15 protein-coding genes are annotated in these 16,862 nt (G+C 30.2%); 2 read left to right on the top strand and 13 right to left on the bottom strand.

Annotation, left to right across the window (positions count from 1 at the left end; genetic code table 11):
- Nucleotides 1-2: 2 nt before the first annotated feature.
- Complete coding sequence (locus B3Z56_RS04855; protein WP_035131911.1) at nt 3-689, bottom strand: response regulator; 687 nt, start codon at nt 687-689, stop codon at nt 3-5.
- Between the two features lie 154 nt (nt 690-843).
- On the opposite strand from B3Z56_RS04855, the gene B3Z56_RS04850 reads away from it, so the two are divergent.
- The gene (locus B3Z56_RS04850) at nt 844-2,274 is read left to right on the top strand and encodes a sulfite exporter TauE/SafE family protein (RefSeq protein ID WP_346848898.1); all 1,431 of its coding nucleotides are present in this window, start codon (nt 844-846) and stop codon (nt 2,272-2,274) included.
- 121 nt (nt 2,275-2,395) lie between these two features.
- Here the strand turns inward: B3Z56_RS04850 and B3Z56_RS04845 are convergent, their stop codons facing one another.
- The 9 genes from B3Z56_RS04845 to B3Z56_RS04805 all read right to left on the bottom strand — a co-directional run bounded on the left by B3Z56_RS04845 (nt 2,396) and on the right by B3Z56_RS04805 (nt 13,786).
- Nucleotides 2,396-2,728 carry a cupin domain-containing protein gene (locus B3Z56_RS04845; RefSeq protein ID WP_346878363.1) on the bottom strand — a complete coding sequence of 111 codons (333 nt, stop codon included), beginning with the start codon at nt 2,726-2,728 and terminating at the stop codon, nt 2,396-2,398.
- 95 nt (nt 2,729-2,823) lie between these two features.
- Nucleotides 2,824-3,003, bottom strand: a complete 180-nt coding sequence (locus tag B3Z56_RS04840) for a DUF1858 domain-containing protein (RefSeq protein ID WP_035131910.1) — start codon at nt 3,001-3,003, stop codon at nt 2,824-2,826.
- A gap of 193 nt (nt 3,004-3,196) precedes the next feature.
- Nucleotides 3,197-4,900: a hydroxylamine reductase gene (hcp, locus tag B3Z56_RS04835; RefSeq protein ID WP_346848897.1), complete on the bottom strand. Its 1,704-nt coding sequence runs from the start codon at nt 4,898-4,900 to the stop codon at nt 3,197-3,199.
- A gap of 208 nt (nt 4,901-5,108) precedes the next feature.
- Nucleotides 5,109-5,657 (bottom strand): hemerythrin domain-containing protein, encoded by a 549-nt coding sequence (locus tag B3Z56_RS04830; RefSeq protein ID WP_346878362.1) that lies wholly within the window; start codon nt 5,655-5,657, stop codon nt 5,109-5,111.
- A gap of 11 nt (nt 5,658-5,668) precedes the next feature.
- Nucleotides 5,669-6,307 carry a hypothetical protein gene (locus B3Z56_RS04825; protein WP_346848895.1) on the bottom strand — a complete coding sequence of 213 codons (639 nt, stop codon included), beginning with the start codon at nt 6,305-6,307 and terminating at the stop codon, nt 5,669-5,671.
- Between the two features lie 299 nt (nt 6,308-6,606).
- The gene (locus B3Z56_RS04820; protein WP_346878361.1) at nt 6,607-9,501 is read right to left on the bottom strand and encodes an EAL domain-containing protein; all 2,895 of its coding nucleotides are present in this window, start codon (nt 9,499-9,501) and stop codon (nt 6,607-6,609) included.
- Between the two features lie 237 nt (nt 9,502-9,738).
- Nucleotides 9,739-9,930, bottom strand: coding sequence for a YwbE family protein (locus B3Z56_RS04815; protein WP_346878360.1), 192 nt, complete (start codon nt 9,928-9,930; stop codon nt 9,739-9,741).
- A gap of 12 nt (nt 9,931-9,942) precedes the next feature.
- Nucleotides 9,943-12,138 carry a DNA topoisomerase III gene (locus B3Z56_RS04810; RefSeq protein WP_346878359.1) on the bottom strand — a complete coding sequence of 732 codons (2,196 nt, stop codon included), beginning with the start codon at nt 12,136-12,138 and terminating at the stop codon, nt 9,943-9,945.
- 166 nt (nt 12,139-12,304) lie between these two features.
- Complete coding sequence (locus B3Z56_RS04805) at nt 12,305-13,786, bottom strand: aldehyde dehydrogenase family protein (protein ID WP_346878358.1); 1,482 nt, start codon at nt 13,784-13,786, stop codon at nt 12,305-12,307.
- Between the two features lie 405 nt (nt 13,787-14,191).
- On the opposite strand from B3Z56_RS04805, the gene B3Z56_RS04800 reads away from it, so the two are divergent.
- Entirely contained in the window at nt 14,192-14,527 is a 336-nt protein-coding gene (locus B3Z56_RS04800) for a winged helix-turn-helix transcriptional regulator (protein WP_346878357.1), read from the top strand.
- Between the two features lie 249 nt (nt 14,528-14,776).
- Here B3Z56_RS04800 and B3Z56_RS04795 read toward each other — a convergent pair whose 3' ends face one another.
- The 3 genes from B3Z56_RS04795 to B3Z56_RS04785 are packed head-to-tail and all read right to left on the bottom strand — an operon-like array spanning nt 14,777 to nt 16,848.
- On the bottom strand, nt 14,777-15,319 hold the full coding sequence (locus B3Z56_RS04795) for a GNAT family protein (protein ID WP_346878356.1): 543 nt from the start codon (nt 15,317-15,319) through the stop codon (nt 14,777-14,779).
- Between the two features lie 32 nt (nt 15,320-15,351).
- Nucleotides 15,352-15,879 carry a GrpB family protein gene (locus B3Z56_RS04790; protein WP_346878355.1) on the bottom strand — a complete coding sequence of 176 codons (528 nt, stop codon included), beginning with the start codon at nt 15,877-15,879 and terminating at the stop codon, nt 15,352-15,354.
- A gap of 42 nt (nt 15,880-15,921) precedes the next feature.
- Nucleotides 15,922-16,848 (bottom strand): Nif3-like dinuclear metal center hexameric protein, encoded by a 927-nt coding sequence (locus B3Z56_RS04785; RefSeq protein WP_346878354.1) that lies wholly within the window; start codon nt 16,846-16,848, stop codon nt 15,922-15,924.
- Nucleotides 16,849-16,862 lie beyond the last annotated feature (14 nt).

Here is a 16,862-nt window from a genome sequence, read left to right as displayed (position 1 = left end):
AATTATTCACCACCAAACTTATATCCAATGCCGTGAACTGTTAATATATATTTAGGATTTTTACTATTTTCCTCTATCTTACTTCTTAAATTCTTAATATGAGAATCTATTATTCTATCATAAACATCACTATCATCCCCTAGAGCTCGATCAAGAAGTTCTCCTCTAGAGAATACTTTCTTTGGACTTTCACATAAAGCTAAAAGTATCTTGAACTCCGAAGGAGTTAATTCTACTAAATTATTACCTTGTCTTACCTCATAAGTATCTAAATTTATAACTAGGTCTCCCTTATTAAAGGATAAAACATTATCCTGTTTATAATTCAATGCTCTTTTTAACACTGCATTTACTCTAGCCACTACCTGCTTAGGGCTAAATGGCTTTGTTATATAATCATCAGTCCCTAGAGAAAAACACTTCAAGATACTTTCTTCCTCTACCTTGGCTGTTAACATTATTATAGGAACCTCTGATTCCTTTCTTATGATTTCACAAATTTTTTCTCCTGATATATCTGGTAACATTAGATCTAGTATTATTAATCTAGGATTGTATTGTTTATATTTATATATAGCTTCACTTCCATTTATTGCTGTTATAACACCATAACCAGCTTTCTTTAGATATGCTTCCAAAACTTCTAAAATTTTAACTTCATCTTCTACAATAAGTATATCCACTTGCATCTATACTCCTCCATTAATTTAAAACTTATTATAATATACTTTCTAATTATAATAAATCATTATGAAGATTCTATGTAGAATTCCTCCATAAAATCTACACAACTTAAATATATACTTTAGCTACTATCTTAAAATTAAGTATGAGGTGATAATTTTGTCTAATAAATCTATAACCCTAAATATTGATAATATGGTATGTACGTCTTGCGAGAATACTATAATAAGACATTTAAAAAAGATTTCAGGAGTTACAATTGTAAAAGCAAACTATACTAAGGGAACCGTCCATGTTGAATATGATGCTGAGAAAGTATCCTATTCTACCATAGTTGCTACTATTGAAAAATCCGGCTACAAAGTTACTAGTGATAAAAAAAAGAGTAACTCAGAACTTTTACCCATTATGGGAATAGTCCTTATAGCCTTACTTATGATACGCCTTGGCAAAGGTACTGGCGTATTTGATATGTCTTCTGCTTTAAGTAGTAAAGTTAGTTACATTGCTCTATTTACTATTGGTGTTTTCACATCTCTACACTGTGTGGGTATGTGTGGTGGAATAATGATGTCCCAAAGTATTACATCTTCTATTGTACCTGAAAAAAACAAATTTAAACCTGGACTTATGTATAATTTAGGCCGTTTAATTTCTTATACGGTTTTAGGTGGTATCGTAGGTGGTATTGGTAAAGCTTTTTCTCTTTCCTTTGGAGTTCAAGGCTTCATAGCAATAGTTGCAGGTGTATTTATGGTAATTATGGGTTTAAACTTATATGGTTTTAAAGCCCTTAGAAAATTTTCTATAAAGCTTCCTTGGAGTAACTGTAACTCCCAGAAAAAATTTAGAAACCCTCTTATAGTAGGATTTTTAAATGGGTTTATGCCTTGTGGTCCCCTACAGACAATGCAGCTTTATGCTCTAGCTTCTGGAAGTGTCATAGCTGGTGCAACTTCAATGTTTTTCTTTGCCCTAGGTACAATTCCTTTAATGTTAGGCTTTGGAGCTATTGCTAATGTACTTAGTCAGAAAAATTCCAAAAGATTAATTAAATACAGTGGTGGTATTATCATAATTTTAGGTATTATTATGGCTAATCGTGGCTTGTCTTTAATAGGAGTTAATTTAATGCCTAATTCCTTATCTTTAGGTGGAAATAATAATACAACTATATCCGATAAATCTTCAGCTAGTAAAGCAACAATTTCTAACGGAAAGCAAGTTATAAAGATTGCAGCTAATAATCAAGGATATACTCCAAATGTAGTTTATATTCAAAAGGGAATTCCTACAGAGTTTATAATTGATGGTGAAAGTATTAACTTCTGTAATAATAAAATTGTTATTCCATCTATGAATATTGAAAAGACTCTATCCTCTGGAGAAAATGTAATAGAATTTACTCCAGACGCTGGAGACATAAACTACAGCTGTTGGATGGGCATGCTTAGAGGAACAATAAAGGTAGTAGATGATTTAAATTCTATAAATGATTCTACTATACAAAATGATATAGATAGTGAATTTTATTATCCTTCTAATGATTCTAATAACCAATTTTTTAATGGTGGTTTTTCTTGCCATTAATAAAAAAAGAAGTATTAAGGAAATTTCCCTTTAATACTTCTTTTTTATATGCATTTTATATAATATCTACTTTTAAATAACTCTTTAATATTAATTCACTTACTAAATTCATCTATTAATATTATACTTTTATTTTTAAATCTAGAACTTCAGAAATAGTTACTAGTACCTTACTATCTACTTCAGCAATTATACTATGGTCTATTCTTGCATCGAAAGGAAGGAAATCACCTTTTTTTAATCTAAACTTTTCTCCTGTTTTAAATTCCATAGTTATATCACCTTCATATATTTGAATTGATGCATAACCATTATGAGTATGATAAGGCTTACCACTCCCTGCTACAAAGTTGAAGAATATAGTCTTAAACTTTTCATTTGATGCTATAACTTTAGTCCTAATATCTATATCATTCATACTTATAGGTACTAATATATTTTTATCTAAACTCATTTTTATTTCCTCTTTTCAAACTTATTTTGCTTCTTATAATACTTGTATACTAAGGTTCTATTATATATACATAAGTAAAATCTATGTGAAAGATATTAATTTAATGCAGCTAATAATTTCTCTATGTCTAATCCATGAACTATAGCAGCTTCTGCAAGAGTTTCTGCTTGAGCTGATGGGCAACCTACGCAACCCATACCAAAACTCATTAAAATTTCAGGAGCTCCTTCTTTCATTCTTATAACTTCACCTATTGTCATATCTTTATTTATCATATTCTTTTCCTCCTATAATTTGAATTTTTATATATAACTAATAATTTAAAATTATTAGTATCTCTTACAAGTTAAAGTATACTAAAACACTCTGCTATATTCGGTAACATAGGTTACAGAATAGAAAATTTTTATAAAAAAAGTATTCAAAGGTAAACTCCATTTACCTTTGAATACTTCATTACTTGTAATTCTAGCTTTCCATGAACATTTTCATATCATCTTCTACATTAGTTATTCCACCAATACCAAAGTTATCTACAAGAACTTTAGCAACATTTGGTGATAAGAATGCTGGTAATGTTGGTCCTAGATGAATATTTTTAACTCCTAAGTATAATAGTGATAATAATACTATTACTGCTTTTTGCTCATACCATGCAATATTATATGATATTGGTAGGGCGTTTACATCATCAAGCCCAAAGACTTCTTTAAGTTTTAGAGCTATAACAACTAATGAATAAGAATCATTACATTGTCCTGCATCTAGAACTCTTGGGATTCCTCCAATATCTCCTAGGTTTAATTTATTATACTTATACTTTGCACAACCTGCTGTTAAGATAACTGTATCCTTTGGTAGTTTTTCAGCAAATTCAGTATAGTAATTTCTTGATTTGGCTCTTCCATCACAACCAGCCATAACAAAGAATCTTTTTATAGCTCCAGTTTTAACAGCCTCCACAACCTTATCAGCCAAAGCTAATACTTGATTGTGAGCAAATCCTCCAACTATTTGTCCTTTTTCTATCTCTGTAGGTGCTTTACACTTTTTAGCCATTTCTATAATCTTAGAAAAATCTTTTATGCCATCTCTATTAGCTTCTATATGTGCACATCCTGGCATTCCAGTTGCACCAGTTGTAAATAATCTATTCTTATAAGACTTATCTGGAATTACTATACAGTTTGTAGTCATAAGAATTGGACCATTGAACTTTTCAAACTCTTCCTTTTGCTTCCACCATGCATTTCCATAGTTTCCTGCAAAATGTTTATATTTTTTAAACTTAGGATAGTATTGTCCAGCAAGCATTTCACCATGAGTATAAACATCTACCCCTGTTCCTTCTGTCTGCTCTAACAACATCTCTAGATCCTTTAAGTCATGTCCTGAAATTAATATTCCTGGATTTTTTCTAACTCCAATATCTACAGTTGTTATTTCTGGATGCCCATAGGTTTCAGTATTGGCTTTATCTAATAATGCCATACCATCTACTCCATATTTTCCTGCTTCTAATGCAAGTGCTACTAAATCATCAACAGTTAAACTATCATCTAAAGTTGCAGCTAATGCCTTAGCCATAAATCCATGAATTTCTTTCTCATTATATTTTAGGTTCATAGCATGCTTCATATATGCTGATAATCCTTTTAATCCATAAGTTATAAGTTCTCTTAGACTTCTAATATCTTCATTTTCTGTAGCAAGCACTCCAACTTTTTCAGCTTTAGCATCAAATTCTATAGTATTATCTGCTGTCCAAGCTACTGCATCTGCCATTACTATTTCTTTCTTTTGTAGACCAAATATCTTTTTAAAGAAGCCTCCAGTTATTTTTACTTCTCCAACTTGTCCACCAGCACTAACAACTTTTCTTTTTAAAGTTTCTCTTAATTTTAAAGTTTCTTTTACTCTATTTAAAATAGCATCTCTATGGAAGTTAGCATTAGTAATAGTAATAAATAAATTTTCTGTAATATATTTATCTACTACACTATCAGTAACATTTACTTTTCTTCCTTCATTACTTACAATAGCTAATCCTTTAGTTACATATACTAATAAATCTTGAGCCTTTGCAACTTGCTCATCTTTACCACAAACACCCTTTATAGTACAGCCTTTACATCCTGCTGTCTCTTGACATTGATAACAAAACATTGACATAAATTTCTCATCTCCTATTAAATTGTTATTATTGCTTTTCACAAGTTAAAGTATACTAAAGTACAAAACAATATTCGGTAACATTCGTTACCAAAATTCAAAAGAATATATATTTTAATATGCAAATAAAATTTAGATATTAATAAAAATAAATAAAATGAACTTTAAGCACAAACTCTCATGTACTCAAAGTTCATTATTCCGATTATTAAAGATATTTTTTCTCTAACTCCTCTAATATTGAAGTATATTTTTTCATAACTTCAGTATTTGCATCTTCAAATTCAACACACTCTGCATTTATCTTTTCAATGATTTCTTGCTTTAATTCTCTAGTAGCAAATTTATATATTACATTATCTTCTTTGTCTATATGCCTTTCTAAAAGATGAGTATAAGAAATGGCATTAGCAATAATATCTAATATAGCTTCTTTATTACCTGATTTTAAATTTTCAAGTGCTTCACTTAGTCCTGTAATATAAAGTCTTCCTAAATCATGTTCTACAAGCATACCATATTTCACAGTCTTCTCTGCAATAAGTCCAAGCTCCTCCACCATCTTATTAAAAAGAATTACTTCTTCTTTTTTATGGTGATGTGCATCTGCATAATTTCTAATGAAATCTATCATCTTATAGAAATCTTCATAATTTACATTCTTTTCTTCTAGAGATTTGTAAGTAGCTTTTCTAACTACAGTAAGCATACGTTTAATATACTTATGCTCTTCCATCATTAAATCTATAGCATTCATCTTTTCTCCTCCTACTTTCTTTTAATGATTTGAGTTCCATCTCCTAATTCCTCATATTCATAGTTACCATTAACTTCATTAACAAAGGCCTTAATCCATAGTCCTCTTAAGCTATAGAAATAAGAAACATCTCCAGATTCTCTATTCCATATGTCCTTATGAACACAAATTCTTCTACTCCACTGTACCATATATTCTGTAGACACTAGAACCTCATTCACTCTATCACATGGCATTCCATCTAATATATAGTCATTTATTCTATCATATATATCCATAGCATTACTTGCTGGGTCTAACTTTTCTTTAACTTCCTTAGCAGCTTTCATTCCTTGATGAATATAAATATTTTCTAATTTAGCCTTAACTTTTTCATTACTATTTAGTAATTTAGTTGTCCAAGCTGCCATTCTTCCCTCTGCTGAATGTATTTTCCCTTGTAGCCACCCATGGATATTACTTGTATCTATCATATCTTCTAAAGGAAGATTTGGCAGTTTTTCTCCATGATTTTCATTAATCTCCTTAGCTAATGAAGATACATCTAGTCCCTCTTCCTTAGCTAGATTAATTATTTCTTCCTCTAATCCTTCAAACCATAATATTTTGTTAAATAACCAATAATGTACTTTTCCAAGATATAAACTCATATTTTCTCCTCCTACATTTAAATAATTTTAAAACTCAAATCATGTTTATCTTCTATATTGAAATTACTTTATAACGCTAGTTTCAATATAATTGTAAATCATAATCCTTTAGTTAAATATATTTTAACCTGCTTAATTTATATTAACCTTTATAAGCAGATTATATTTTATTAATCTCTACATCTATGAGTTTATATTAATATCTTTATAATTTCGGTAACATTGGTTACCAAATCAAATTAAAAGCCAATATATCAAAACTCTTTATGATATATCAACTTATAAATTATATATTCATCCTATATATAATTTACATTTAATAGTTCTTCAAAATCTTCCCTAGGCATAGGTTTTGCAAATAAATATCCTTGGGCCATTTCACATCCTATCTCTTTTAAGAAATCAGCCTGTTCTCGCGTTTCTACCCCTTCACAAATTACTTCCATATTAATATTTTTCGCCATATCAACTATACTTTTAACAATATCTTTACTCCTCTGTGAATTAGTTGTTTCATCTAAAAATGCTTTATCTATCTTTAAGGTATTAGCTGGAAACTCTTTTAAAAGATTTAATGATGAGAATCCAGATCCAAAATCATCAACAGAGATTTTAAATCCTACCTTTTTTAAACCTATCATTTTTTCTATAAGCCTATCAGCATTTTTCATAAAAGCACTTTCCGTTAATTCAAACTCTACCAATTTAGGATCTATGTTATAGCTTTTAACTAACTCATTAATATCCTTGACTATATTGGGATTATTAACATGAAATCTAGAAACATTTAATGATATTGGAACTACACTTTCTCCATTATCTAATCTTTCTCTTAAACACTGCAATACACTTTTATAAACATACATATCTAAATTTACTATAAACCCATTTTTCTCAAACAAAGGTATAAATTTCACTGGAGGAATTAACCCTTTCTCAGGATCCTGCCACCTAACTAAGGCCTCAGCACCTACAATTTTCTCTGTATTTAAATCATATTTAGGTTGATAATAAACCTTATATTCTCTATTTATAAGAGCCTTATACATTTTATTTTCTATTTCTAATTCCTCAATAATTTTATTTTCAAAACACTTATCATAAAAGGCAATTTTATTTGTATGAGAACCTTTAACTGATTTACGTGCTATATTAGCTTTATTGATAATATCTTCAACCTCTATATCATTAGAATTAAATATATAGATCCCACTTACAACTATTAACCTATAATTTTTTGCAAAAACTTTTTCTAATTGTCTAAAAATATTTTCAAATTTTGTTAACCTATCAATTAATTCTTTTTTATTTGTGTATTCTACAAGTATTAAAAAATTATCTGCAGATACTCTTGCAAAAATTTCATTTTCCCCCATTGAGTTGTATAATTTATTGGATATTGCACAAATAATTTTATCTCCTTCTTCATATCCTAAATTATCATTTATAAACTTAAATTTATCTATGTCACTGTATATAAGCGCATAGGATTTTCCTTTATTAGTCTCAAGTATCTTTTTAGCTCTAACTTTAAACTTATTAGCATTCCATAGACCTGTAAGTGGATCTGTAAATGCCATTTTTTCATAATACTTTGTTCTTCGTTGTTTTACATAAAAAAATATCAAAAGAGATATTATTACTAATAAAGATATAAAAATAATAATTTCTAATCTATATTTAACTAGTACTACCTTTAAATTTATTGGAATAGATTCTTGTACTACATTTTTCATAATAATATCTACTCTAGTTTTTTCATCTATAACATTAATAGCCTTATTAAGTATAGGTATTACTAATGAATCTATATTAGGATTTACTCCAATTGATATATTATAACTTAAATTCCCAATATTCATTGATTTTAAATTATTATCTTTTATACTGCTAATAGCAATATTGGCTGTGTAGCTGTCTAATACTGTTATATCTACTTTTCCCGATTTAACTGCATTAATACAACTAATATAATCATTGTAATACTCAATGTTGTATTGTCCAAATTTATTTTTAAAAGCTTCTTTGTTGATTTTCATATCATTAGGTATAGCTATATCCACATTCTCTGTTTTTATATATTCTTCTCCTTTTCCAACTATAACTAAAGGTAAGGATATATATGGGTTAGTTAATATAATGTCTCTAGAATGTGTATTTTTTTCAATACTAGATTCACTAGCTATTAAATCTACTTTTCCATTTGCCATTAATTTTATAGCTTCTTCCGTATTTTTTACCTGTACATATTCAAATTCTATACCTATTTTTCTAGAGATTTCTTCTAACATATCTCTTACTATTCCAGAGAAGTCACCCTTACTATTCCTATATTCTATAGGACTTAAATAATCTTTATAAGCCACTTTTAACACCGGTTTTCTTTTTATAAAGTCAACCTCTCTTGGAGTAAGTAATGGTTGTTGATTTAAAATACTATTACCATAATATTTTTCTCGTAATTTCATATCAAAATTTAAATCATCTAGTTTTATCTTCCTTAATGCTTCATTAAGTTCATTAGTGATATCATTATTACCCTTTTGCGTTATATAATAAAAAGGGTGAATATCGCATTTGGCAACTAATCTACCACTATTCTGATTTGAAATGCTTCCTAAAACTATAGCATCCACATTACCTAATTCCATATCCGCTATCATTTCTTCTTCAAAATCATAATATACTTTTTCATAAGAGAAATTATTTTGTTTTGCATAACCTTCAAAGACTGTATTTTGAAAACTTTCCTTTAAAAATCCTATTTTCAAGCCATTGAATGCTTCAAAATCTTCATAAAATACACTGTTATTTTTACTTGAAACATACATAGTTGTAAGTTCTATTCCATTTGAATATTCTACATAGTCATATATCTCGCTTCTATCCTCGGTGTACTGAGCCCCACATAACAAATCTATCTCTCCTTTAGATAGCTTGTCTAATAGTTCTGGCCATGTATCATATACATATTCATAATTCCAATTAGTATATTTTGATATTTCCTCGAGATACTCTACTCCATACCCTGAAAAAAGTCCATCTTTATCTTTTTCAATGAAAGAAGGATAATCATAATAACCCACTTTAATTATCTTGCTCTCAGTATCTGAAAACGCTATCATCGTCATAGCTATATTTGTACTTATCAAAAATATTAGTGTTAAGCATAGTAATTTAAATTTTCTCATCATATCCTCTTTTCCTATTGCAAATAATAATATATTTACATACCACTATAATTATCGTACTTTAAAATTATATCTTAAAGCAACATTTATTATAATGATGAAATAAAATTTTTATTTCACTTTCTCCTATTAAAAACAGGTTTTAGATTCATAAATACAAATCTAAAACCTGCTTTAATTTCTTTTAAAAATATAATTATATTCAAAAATTAAAAATTTGATGACTATCCTAATACATTTCTATCTAATTTTTTGAACTCTACCAACTATTCCACCTTCAAGCATTACCTTAATACCTCTTGGATGTACTGAAGAATTAGTTAATAACCTTGTAACTGTTCCCTCTGTCAATTTTCCTGTGCGTTGATCTTCCTTCTTTACTACTGAGACCTTTGAGCCTATTTTTATGTCTGCTCTTTTAGTTCCATCCATAGTTATTTCTCCTTACTTCTTGAATAGATCTCCAAGAGCTGCAAATGGATTATCATTAGCCGCTTCTTGTTCTGCTTCTTTTTTCATTTTCTTCATATAGTTATTAACATCCCTCTTATCAACTTTTCCACCTTTTTCGAATCTCTTATTAAATTGGGATGCCTTTTCTCTAAAGTTACAGTTTGCCCCTGGACATACATAGATTTGACCTTCTCCGTGTCCTTTAAGGGTAAGTTTTTTCTTACATTCTGGACAACGAGCATTGGTAGTTCTACTAACACCTTCTCTGTGACCACATTCTCTATCTTGGCACACATTCATAACTCCAGTTTTAGTCTTAACCTCTAACATGTATTTTCCGCACTTAGGGCATTTTGCACCTGTGACATTTTCATGAACAAACTTATTACCATTGACTTTAACATCTTCAACTAGAGCTCTTGAATATCTTCTCATCTCTACAATGAAGTCCATGGCATCTTCCTTGCCTTTGCTAATATCCTCTAGCTGACTTTCCCACTTAGCTGTTAAAAGTGGTGACTTAAGGTCACTTGGAACTAATTCTATAAGTTGTTTCCCCTTAGATGTTGGAACTATTTCCTTACCTCTTTTTTCTATAGAAAATGAGTTAAATAATTTTTCTATAATATCTGCTCTTGTAGCTACAGTACCTAATCCACCAGTTGCATTTAAGGTCTTTGCTGCATCCTTTGAAACATTAATATACTTATGTGGATTTTCCATAGCTGAAAGTAATGTCCCCTCGTTAAATCTTGCTGGTGGCTTAGTTTTACCTTTATTTATATCTACAGAGTTTATCTTTAATTTATCTCCAATATTAAGCTTTGGAAGTACTTGATCCTTTAACCCATCTTCTTCGCTAGGCTCCTCCATATCTTCTCTATCATATAGTACTTTCCATCCCTTAGATTTTATAACTTTTCCTTTAGCTACGAACTTCTCTCCAGCTATTTCTGTCACTATATTAGTTTGTAAATATTCAAAAGGTGGCATCATAACACTTAAAAATCTCTTGACTACTAAATCATAAATATTTCTTTCCTCTGAACTTAAGTTAGACATATTAGGACTTTCCTCTGTAGGAATTATGGCATGGTGATCTGAAACCCTGCTATTATCTACAAAGCTCTTGCTTGGAGTAATCTTACCTTTTAGGATATTTGTAGCTGCTGCCCTATATGCTCCTATAGATATAGCTCTTAATCTCTCTGGAAGTGTAGCTACTATATCTGTAGTTATATATCTTGAATCCGTTCTTGGATAAGTTAATATCTTATGATTTTCATAAAGTCTTTGCATTATAGAAAGGGTCTGCTTTGCAGAATATCCCCAAATTTTGTTGGCATCTCTTTGAAGCTCTGTTAAATCATAAAGAGCAGGTGATGGCTTTTTCTTTAGGCTTTCAGTTATATCTATAATACTTGCTTCTTGACCTCTAACCTTAACTAGGGTTTTATTAGCTACTTCCTCATTAAAAGTGCTTTGATAATTATTCTTATCAACCCACTGTAGTGAAAATTCTTTAGCCTTGGCAGTAATTGTATAGTAATCCTTAGGAATAAAGTTTTTAATATCTTCTTCTCTTTGAACTATCATGGCTAAGGTTGGAGATTGAACTCTTCCTGCTGAAAGCTGGGCATTGTATTTACAAGTAAGGGCACGAGTAACATTAAGTCCTACAAGCCAATCTGCCTCTGCTCTACACACCGCTGCCTTATATAAATTATTATAATCTTTACCTGGTTTTAAATTTTTAAATCCATCTAAAATTGCCTTGTCTGTCTGAGAAGAAATCCATAATCTCTTTAGTGGTTTTTTTACTCCAGCCTTTTCTATTGTCCAACGTGCCACTAACTCTCCTTCTCTTCCCGCATCTGTTGCAATAACTATCTCATCTATATCATTTCTTAGCATTTGCTTTTTTACTTCATAAAACTGCTTTTGGGTCTTTTTTAAAACTGTAAGTTTCATATGCTTTGGAATCATTGGCAAAGTTTCCATGCTCCACTTTTTATATTTGGCATCATAGTCCTCAGGATCTTGTAGTCCCACTAAGTGACCTAGTGCCCAAGTTACCACATACTTACTACCCTCTATGTATGCACCCTTACTCTGATTGCATTTTAAAACCTTAGCTAAGTCTCTACCTACTGAAGGTTTCTCTGCTAGTACTAATATCTTTCCCATCTTTTACTTCCTCTCTTATCTACAGTATCTATATTAAGTATTATTAACTTATTAATCTAAATCTTATCTTTTGTATTATATCATACTTTATCTTAGGATAAAGAGAAAAATGGTAAAAGAAGGCTATGAACCAAAGTCCATAGCCTTCTTAATATATTTATTAAACCTATTTTTCATACATTCCACTTGGTTTTTCAGATAAATTAACCATAATATTCTTCATTTGAGTATAAGCATCTAGGACAGATTTATGAGTTTCTCTACCTATTCCTGAGTTCTTATATCCTCCAAATGGTGCTCCAGCTGGGAAGCTATTATAAGTATTTACCCATACACGTCCTGTTCTAATACCTCTAGCAACTTGTATAGCTTTATTTATGTCTCGAGTAAATACCCCTCCACCTAAGCCGTATTCGCTATCATTTGCCATGGCAATTACTTCATCTATTGTCTTGAATTTAATAACAACTCCTACAGGTCCAAAGATTTCTTCTCTAGCAACTCTCATGTCATTAGTAACATCAACAAGTAGAGTTGGTTTCATGAAGTAACCATTAGCAGCATCGCCTTCAGTGTATCTTTCTCCACCTGTAGCTACTTTAGCTCCTTCTTTCTTACCGATTTCTACATAGCTAAGAATTTTATTAAGTTGAGCCTCACTTACTTGTGCTCCCATTTGAGTATTATTATCTAATGGGTTACCCACCTTAACCTTTTCAAAAGCTTTAACTGCTTTTTCTATAAATTCATCATAAAAATCTTCTTGTACAAAAATTCTAGATCCTGCTGAGCAAACTTGTCCTTGATTAAACAGAATTCCTAGTTGAAGTCCTTCTAGAGCTATATCTAAATCTGCATCTTTAAAGAATATATTAGCAGATTTCCCTCCAAGTTCTAGAGTTGCAGGAATGATATTTTCTGCTGCTGAAAGTCCAATTTTTCTACCTACTTCTGTTGATCCAGTGAAGGCTAATTTATTAAGGCCTTTATGATGTTGTAGATATTCTCCACTTTTAGAGCCTCTGCCTGTAACTATATTAATTACACCCTTTGGAACTATATTCTCTATTAATCTCATAAGCTCAAGTACACTTAATGAAGTTGTGCTTGATGGTTTAAATACTGAAACATCCCCTGCTGCTAATACTGGAGCAAGCTTCCATGCAGCCATTAAGAATGGGAAGTTCCAAGGTACTATTTGTCCTACAATCCCAATTGGTTCTCTTAATATTATGTTTAAAGTATTTTCATCAAGCATTGTTGAGCTACCCTCATCTGAACGAATAACTCCAGCAAAATATCTAAAGTGATCTGCTGCAAGAGGTATATCAGCTCCTGTAGTTTCTCTAATTGGTTTTCCGTTATCCATAGTTTCAATAGTAGCTAAATACTCTGCATTGTCATCAATGACATCTGCAATTTTGTTTAACACATCTGCTCTTTCAGCAACTGTTGTTTTTCCCCAAGTTATAAAAGCTCTTTCAGCTGCTTTAACTGCATCATCTACATCTTTTTCTGTAGCATCTGCTATTTCAGCTAAGAATTCTCCGGTAGCAGGATTGTAAGTTTTCAATACGCCTCCATCAGAAGCCTCTCTCCATTGACCATCAATATATAGTTGATATTTTTCTTGTAATTTTATATTCATATTAAATCCTCCTTGTCCACTCTTATAATGATTTAGATTTTTTCTATCTCTTAATTTAATTTTATTATAATCACAAAATATCTTTCTAGGAAGTAGGCACTTTATTCTCATTAACTATACTTTTTGTGACATAGTATCATAAATGATACTATTATATTAATAAATAATAGTAGAAAATCTTATAATAATGTAAATAGTGGATTTAAAATTTAACATATATAAAATTCATGGTATAATGCAGAGTATGTTATAGACTTTTTTATATGTAGTTAATTCTTTATACTATAATATAATAAATATACTATTAGGACGGTGAATATAATGGATAAGAATTTGCTATGCATATTCCCTAGACATGAAGAATGTCATATGAGGAATCAATGAACTAAGTACTCTACGTGCCCCATGGTTGTGGTACAAAATCTTCTATCTGGTAAATGGAAATTATTAATTTTATGGTACTTAAGTTATGGTACCTTGAGATTTAGTGATATTAAAAAGAGGTTACCTAAAGTAACTCAAAAAATGCTAACTTCACAATTGAGAAGTTTAGAAGAAGATAAGCTTATATCTAGAAAAGTATATCCTGTAGTCCCACCTAAAGTTGAATATAGTTTAACTGAAGTTGGTAAAGAAATCATACCAATTCTAGAAATGATGCATTCCTTTGGAAGTGAATATTTAGATGCTGGTTTATTAAATACTGAAGAAAAGGATGAAGATAACACTGAATTAAATTAGTTAGATCTTTCTATTTAAACCTATGTAATAATTGAAGAAATACATATAAACAGATTTCTAAGTATCAGTATTTTCGATACTTAGAAATGTTATCCAGGGACGTAGCAGCTCTAATACTCCCACTTTGAAGAGATGGGAGTATTAGAGCTGGTAGTCATCAGATAAAAAGTGCACAATGCTAATTAGCATTGTGCACTTTTTATAACAGTTGTGTAATCTCAATATATTGGTAGCAGAGTGGTACAACATTTAATTATTTTTGTTTGTCCATTTAGATTTTAAAATTGACATTTCATATAGGCTCCAATAACCATCCTTAGCCTTTCTTACATCCTTTAATAATTTTTCTATTACAAAACCAACCTTTTCATAGCATCTAACTGCACCCTTATTAAAATCAAAAACTCCAAGAGTTATTTTCTCAAATCCCATATCTTCAAATCCACTTCTTAAGATTTCCTTTAATGCCAAAGCACCTATGCCTCTACCTCTTTCCTTTTCTTCTCCAATTAAAAATCTACATACCCTAGCAATCTTATTTTCTCTATCTATTTCACGCAACTCCACTGTTCCTATAATTTCTTCTGTACTAATGGAAATTATCTTATATATAGAGGTATCCACCACTTCCTTATTTTTCTCATCTAAGAAATACTTTTCTACTTGAGAAAGGGTTAATGGATACTTATATAAAGGTCCAGCCCATTGCAATAGATCATTAGCAGATTTATTCCTATTCCATTCCACAATTTTATATAAATCTTCTTTTTTAATTAGTTCTAATCTTATCATTTCATATCCTCTATTTCTTATAATTAGTAACTCTAAGACTTATTAGAGTATAGTGTCTTATTTAAGATTTTCTGAATAAATTTTGTCTTTCTCTCGCAGTAAGTATCAGCATCGTATCTATATTCTTTAGCTAGCTTTGTTTTCAATGCTGCATAATCCTCTCGTGCATCTCTATTTGTTCTAAGATGATTTCTTAATGCAATATGCTCTAAATATCCTTTACCATCTTTAGGACATACATATAAGTGATATGGCATAAATCTATTTTTCACATAACTAAAAGCCTCTCTATCTTCAATGCCTAAATTCCCTTCATGATGATATCCAGCTTCTTCTAACCTCTTCTTTATTTCAGGGAAATTATCATAACTATCCATAACCACATCTATATCGATGATAGGTTTTGCAGAGAGCCCTTCCACTGAAGTACTTCCAACATGTTCAATTGATAAAACTAAATCTCCAATATAAGAATCTAGCATGTCCCTTATTTTTTCAAATTCTAACTTCCATTTTTCGTTATAAGGCTCAATAACAATAACTTTTGTTCTAATTGACATAGATTTATACCTCCTTTACACATCTAATGTAGTACACCCTACTTATTTTATATTTGCTTCATAATGATCTTCATTAAGTCTCACTATTTCAAGTTCTTTTATATTCTCATTCAATTTCAATGCTAAACTTTGAATTCCAAAGAACTCAGTGAAAGTATGACTACCGATAATAAGATTTATCCCTTTAAACTGAGCATATTGAATGGTATACAAATTACATTCACCTGTAATGTATACATCACACTTATTTTCAACTGCTTCCTTAAGGCAATCTGTTGGCCCTCCATTACCACAGACTAAACCTACCCGCTTCACTTTTTCGTCATTAAACTTCCAAGACTTAACTGGTTCTTCAAGTAGATTTTCAATTTTTTTTACTAATTCATTAAACTCAATTTCTTCATCATATTCTGCCACTCTACCAAAATATAATCCTTCCCATTGGTGAGTTCTTTTAACATTTTCTAAATTCAATTTTTTTAACAGACTATCATTTGTTCCAAAGTTACAGTCATCAAGTGGCAAGTGATTATAGTAATGACTTATACCATACTCTTCCAATTTCTCTCTGCATGCCTCTTTTAATCCATATATTTCATCCCATGCATCGTGGTGTGTCACCATCATATCAACTCCATGAATTCTTGCTTCTTCTATAGTTTCAAGGGTTAGGTTAACACAGTATCCTAATTTTTTAACTTTTTTACCTGCATGATATGTGATCCCAGATTCATTAGAAAAGATTTCCTTACTTGTTACATTAAAAAGTTCATTAATTCTTTTAACAATATGTGAAACGTCCATATACTTCCCTCCATTTTCTTCCTTGCATTCAGGTATATTTTCAACTGTAGTACAGAAACTTGTACAAGTTAAACAATGACTAATAATTGCAAAAACAATTATCCTAGTCTTAAAAATTTCATTGCCTATAAAATTAAATGTTAAATCACCATCTATAAAAGACACTAAAAATGTCCATA

It is taken from the genome of Clostridium sp. UBA7791 (assembly GCF_002480755.1).
GTDB lineage: Bacteria > Bacillota > Clostridia > Clostridiales > Clostridiaceae > Clostridium_J > Clostridium_J sulfidigenes.
The sequence above is the reverse complement of the archived record's forward strand: the minus strand, read 5'-3'. Positions and strand labels throughout refer to the sequence as shown.

Excerpts from the sequence above, each read along its gene's own strand:
- B3Z56_RS04855 (WP_035131911.1), bottom strand. The coding sequence starts at position 689 with ATGCAAGTGGATATACTTATTGTAGAAGATGAAGTTAAAATTTTAGAA.
- B3Z56_RS04845 (WP_346878363.1), bottom strand. The coding sequence starts at position 2,728 with ATGAGTTTAGATAAAAATATATTAGTACCTATAAGTATGAATGATATA.
- B3Z56_RS04840 (WP_035131910.1), bottom strand. The coding sequence starts at position 3,003 with ATGATAAATAAAGATATGACAATAGGTGAAGTTATAAGAATGAAAGAA.
- hcp (WP_346848897.1), bottom strand. The coding sequence starts at position 4,900 with ATGTCAATGTTTTGTTATCAATGTCAAGAGACAGCAGGATGTAAAGGC.
- B3Z56_RS04830 (WP_346878362.1), bottom strand. The coding sequence starts at position 5,657 with ATGAATGCTATAGATTTAATGATGGAAGAGCATAAGTATATTAAACGT.
- B3Z56_RS04825 (WP_346848895.1), bottom strand. The coding sequence starts at position 6,307 with ATGAGTTTATATCTTGGAAAAGTACATTATTGGTTATTTAACAAAATA.
- B3Z56_RS04820 (WP_346878361.1), bottom strand. The coding sequence starts at position 9,501 with ATGATGAGAAAATTTAAATTACTATGCTTAACACTAATATTTTTGATA.
- B3Z56_RS04815 (WP_346878360.1), bottom strand. The coding sequence starts at position 9,930 with ATGGATGGAACTAAAAGAGCAGACATAAAAATAGGCTCAAAGGTCTCA.
- B3Z56_RS04810 (WP_346878359.1), bottom strand. The coding sequence starts at position 12,138 with ATGGGAAAGATATTAGTACTAGCAGAGAAACCTTCAGTAGGTAGAGAC.
- B3Z56_RS04805 (WP_346878358.1), bottom strand. The coding sequence starts at position 13,786 with ATGAATATAAAATTACAAGAAAAATATCAACTATATATTGATGGTCAA.
- B3Z56_RS04800 (WP_346878357.1), top strand. The coding sequence starts at position 14,192 with ATGGTTGTGGTACAAAATCTTCTATCTGGTAAATGGAAATTATTAATT.
- B3Z56_RS04795 (WP_346878356.1), bottom strand. The coding sequence starts at position 15,319 with ATGATAAGATTAGAACTAATTAAAAAAGAAGATTTATATAAAATTGTG.
- B3Z56_RS04790 (WP_346878355.1), bottom strand. The coding sequence starts at position 15,879 with ATGTCAATTAGAACAAAAGTTATTGTTATTGAGCCTTATAACGAAAAA.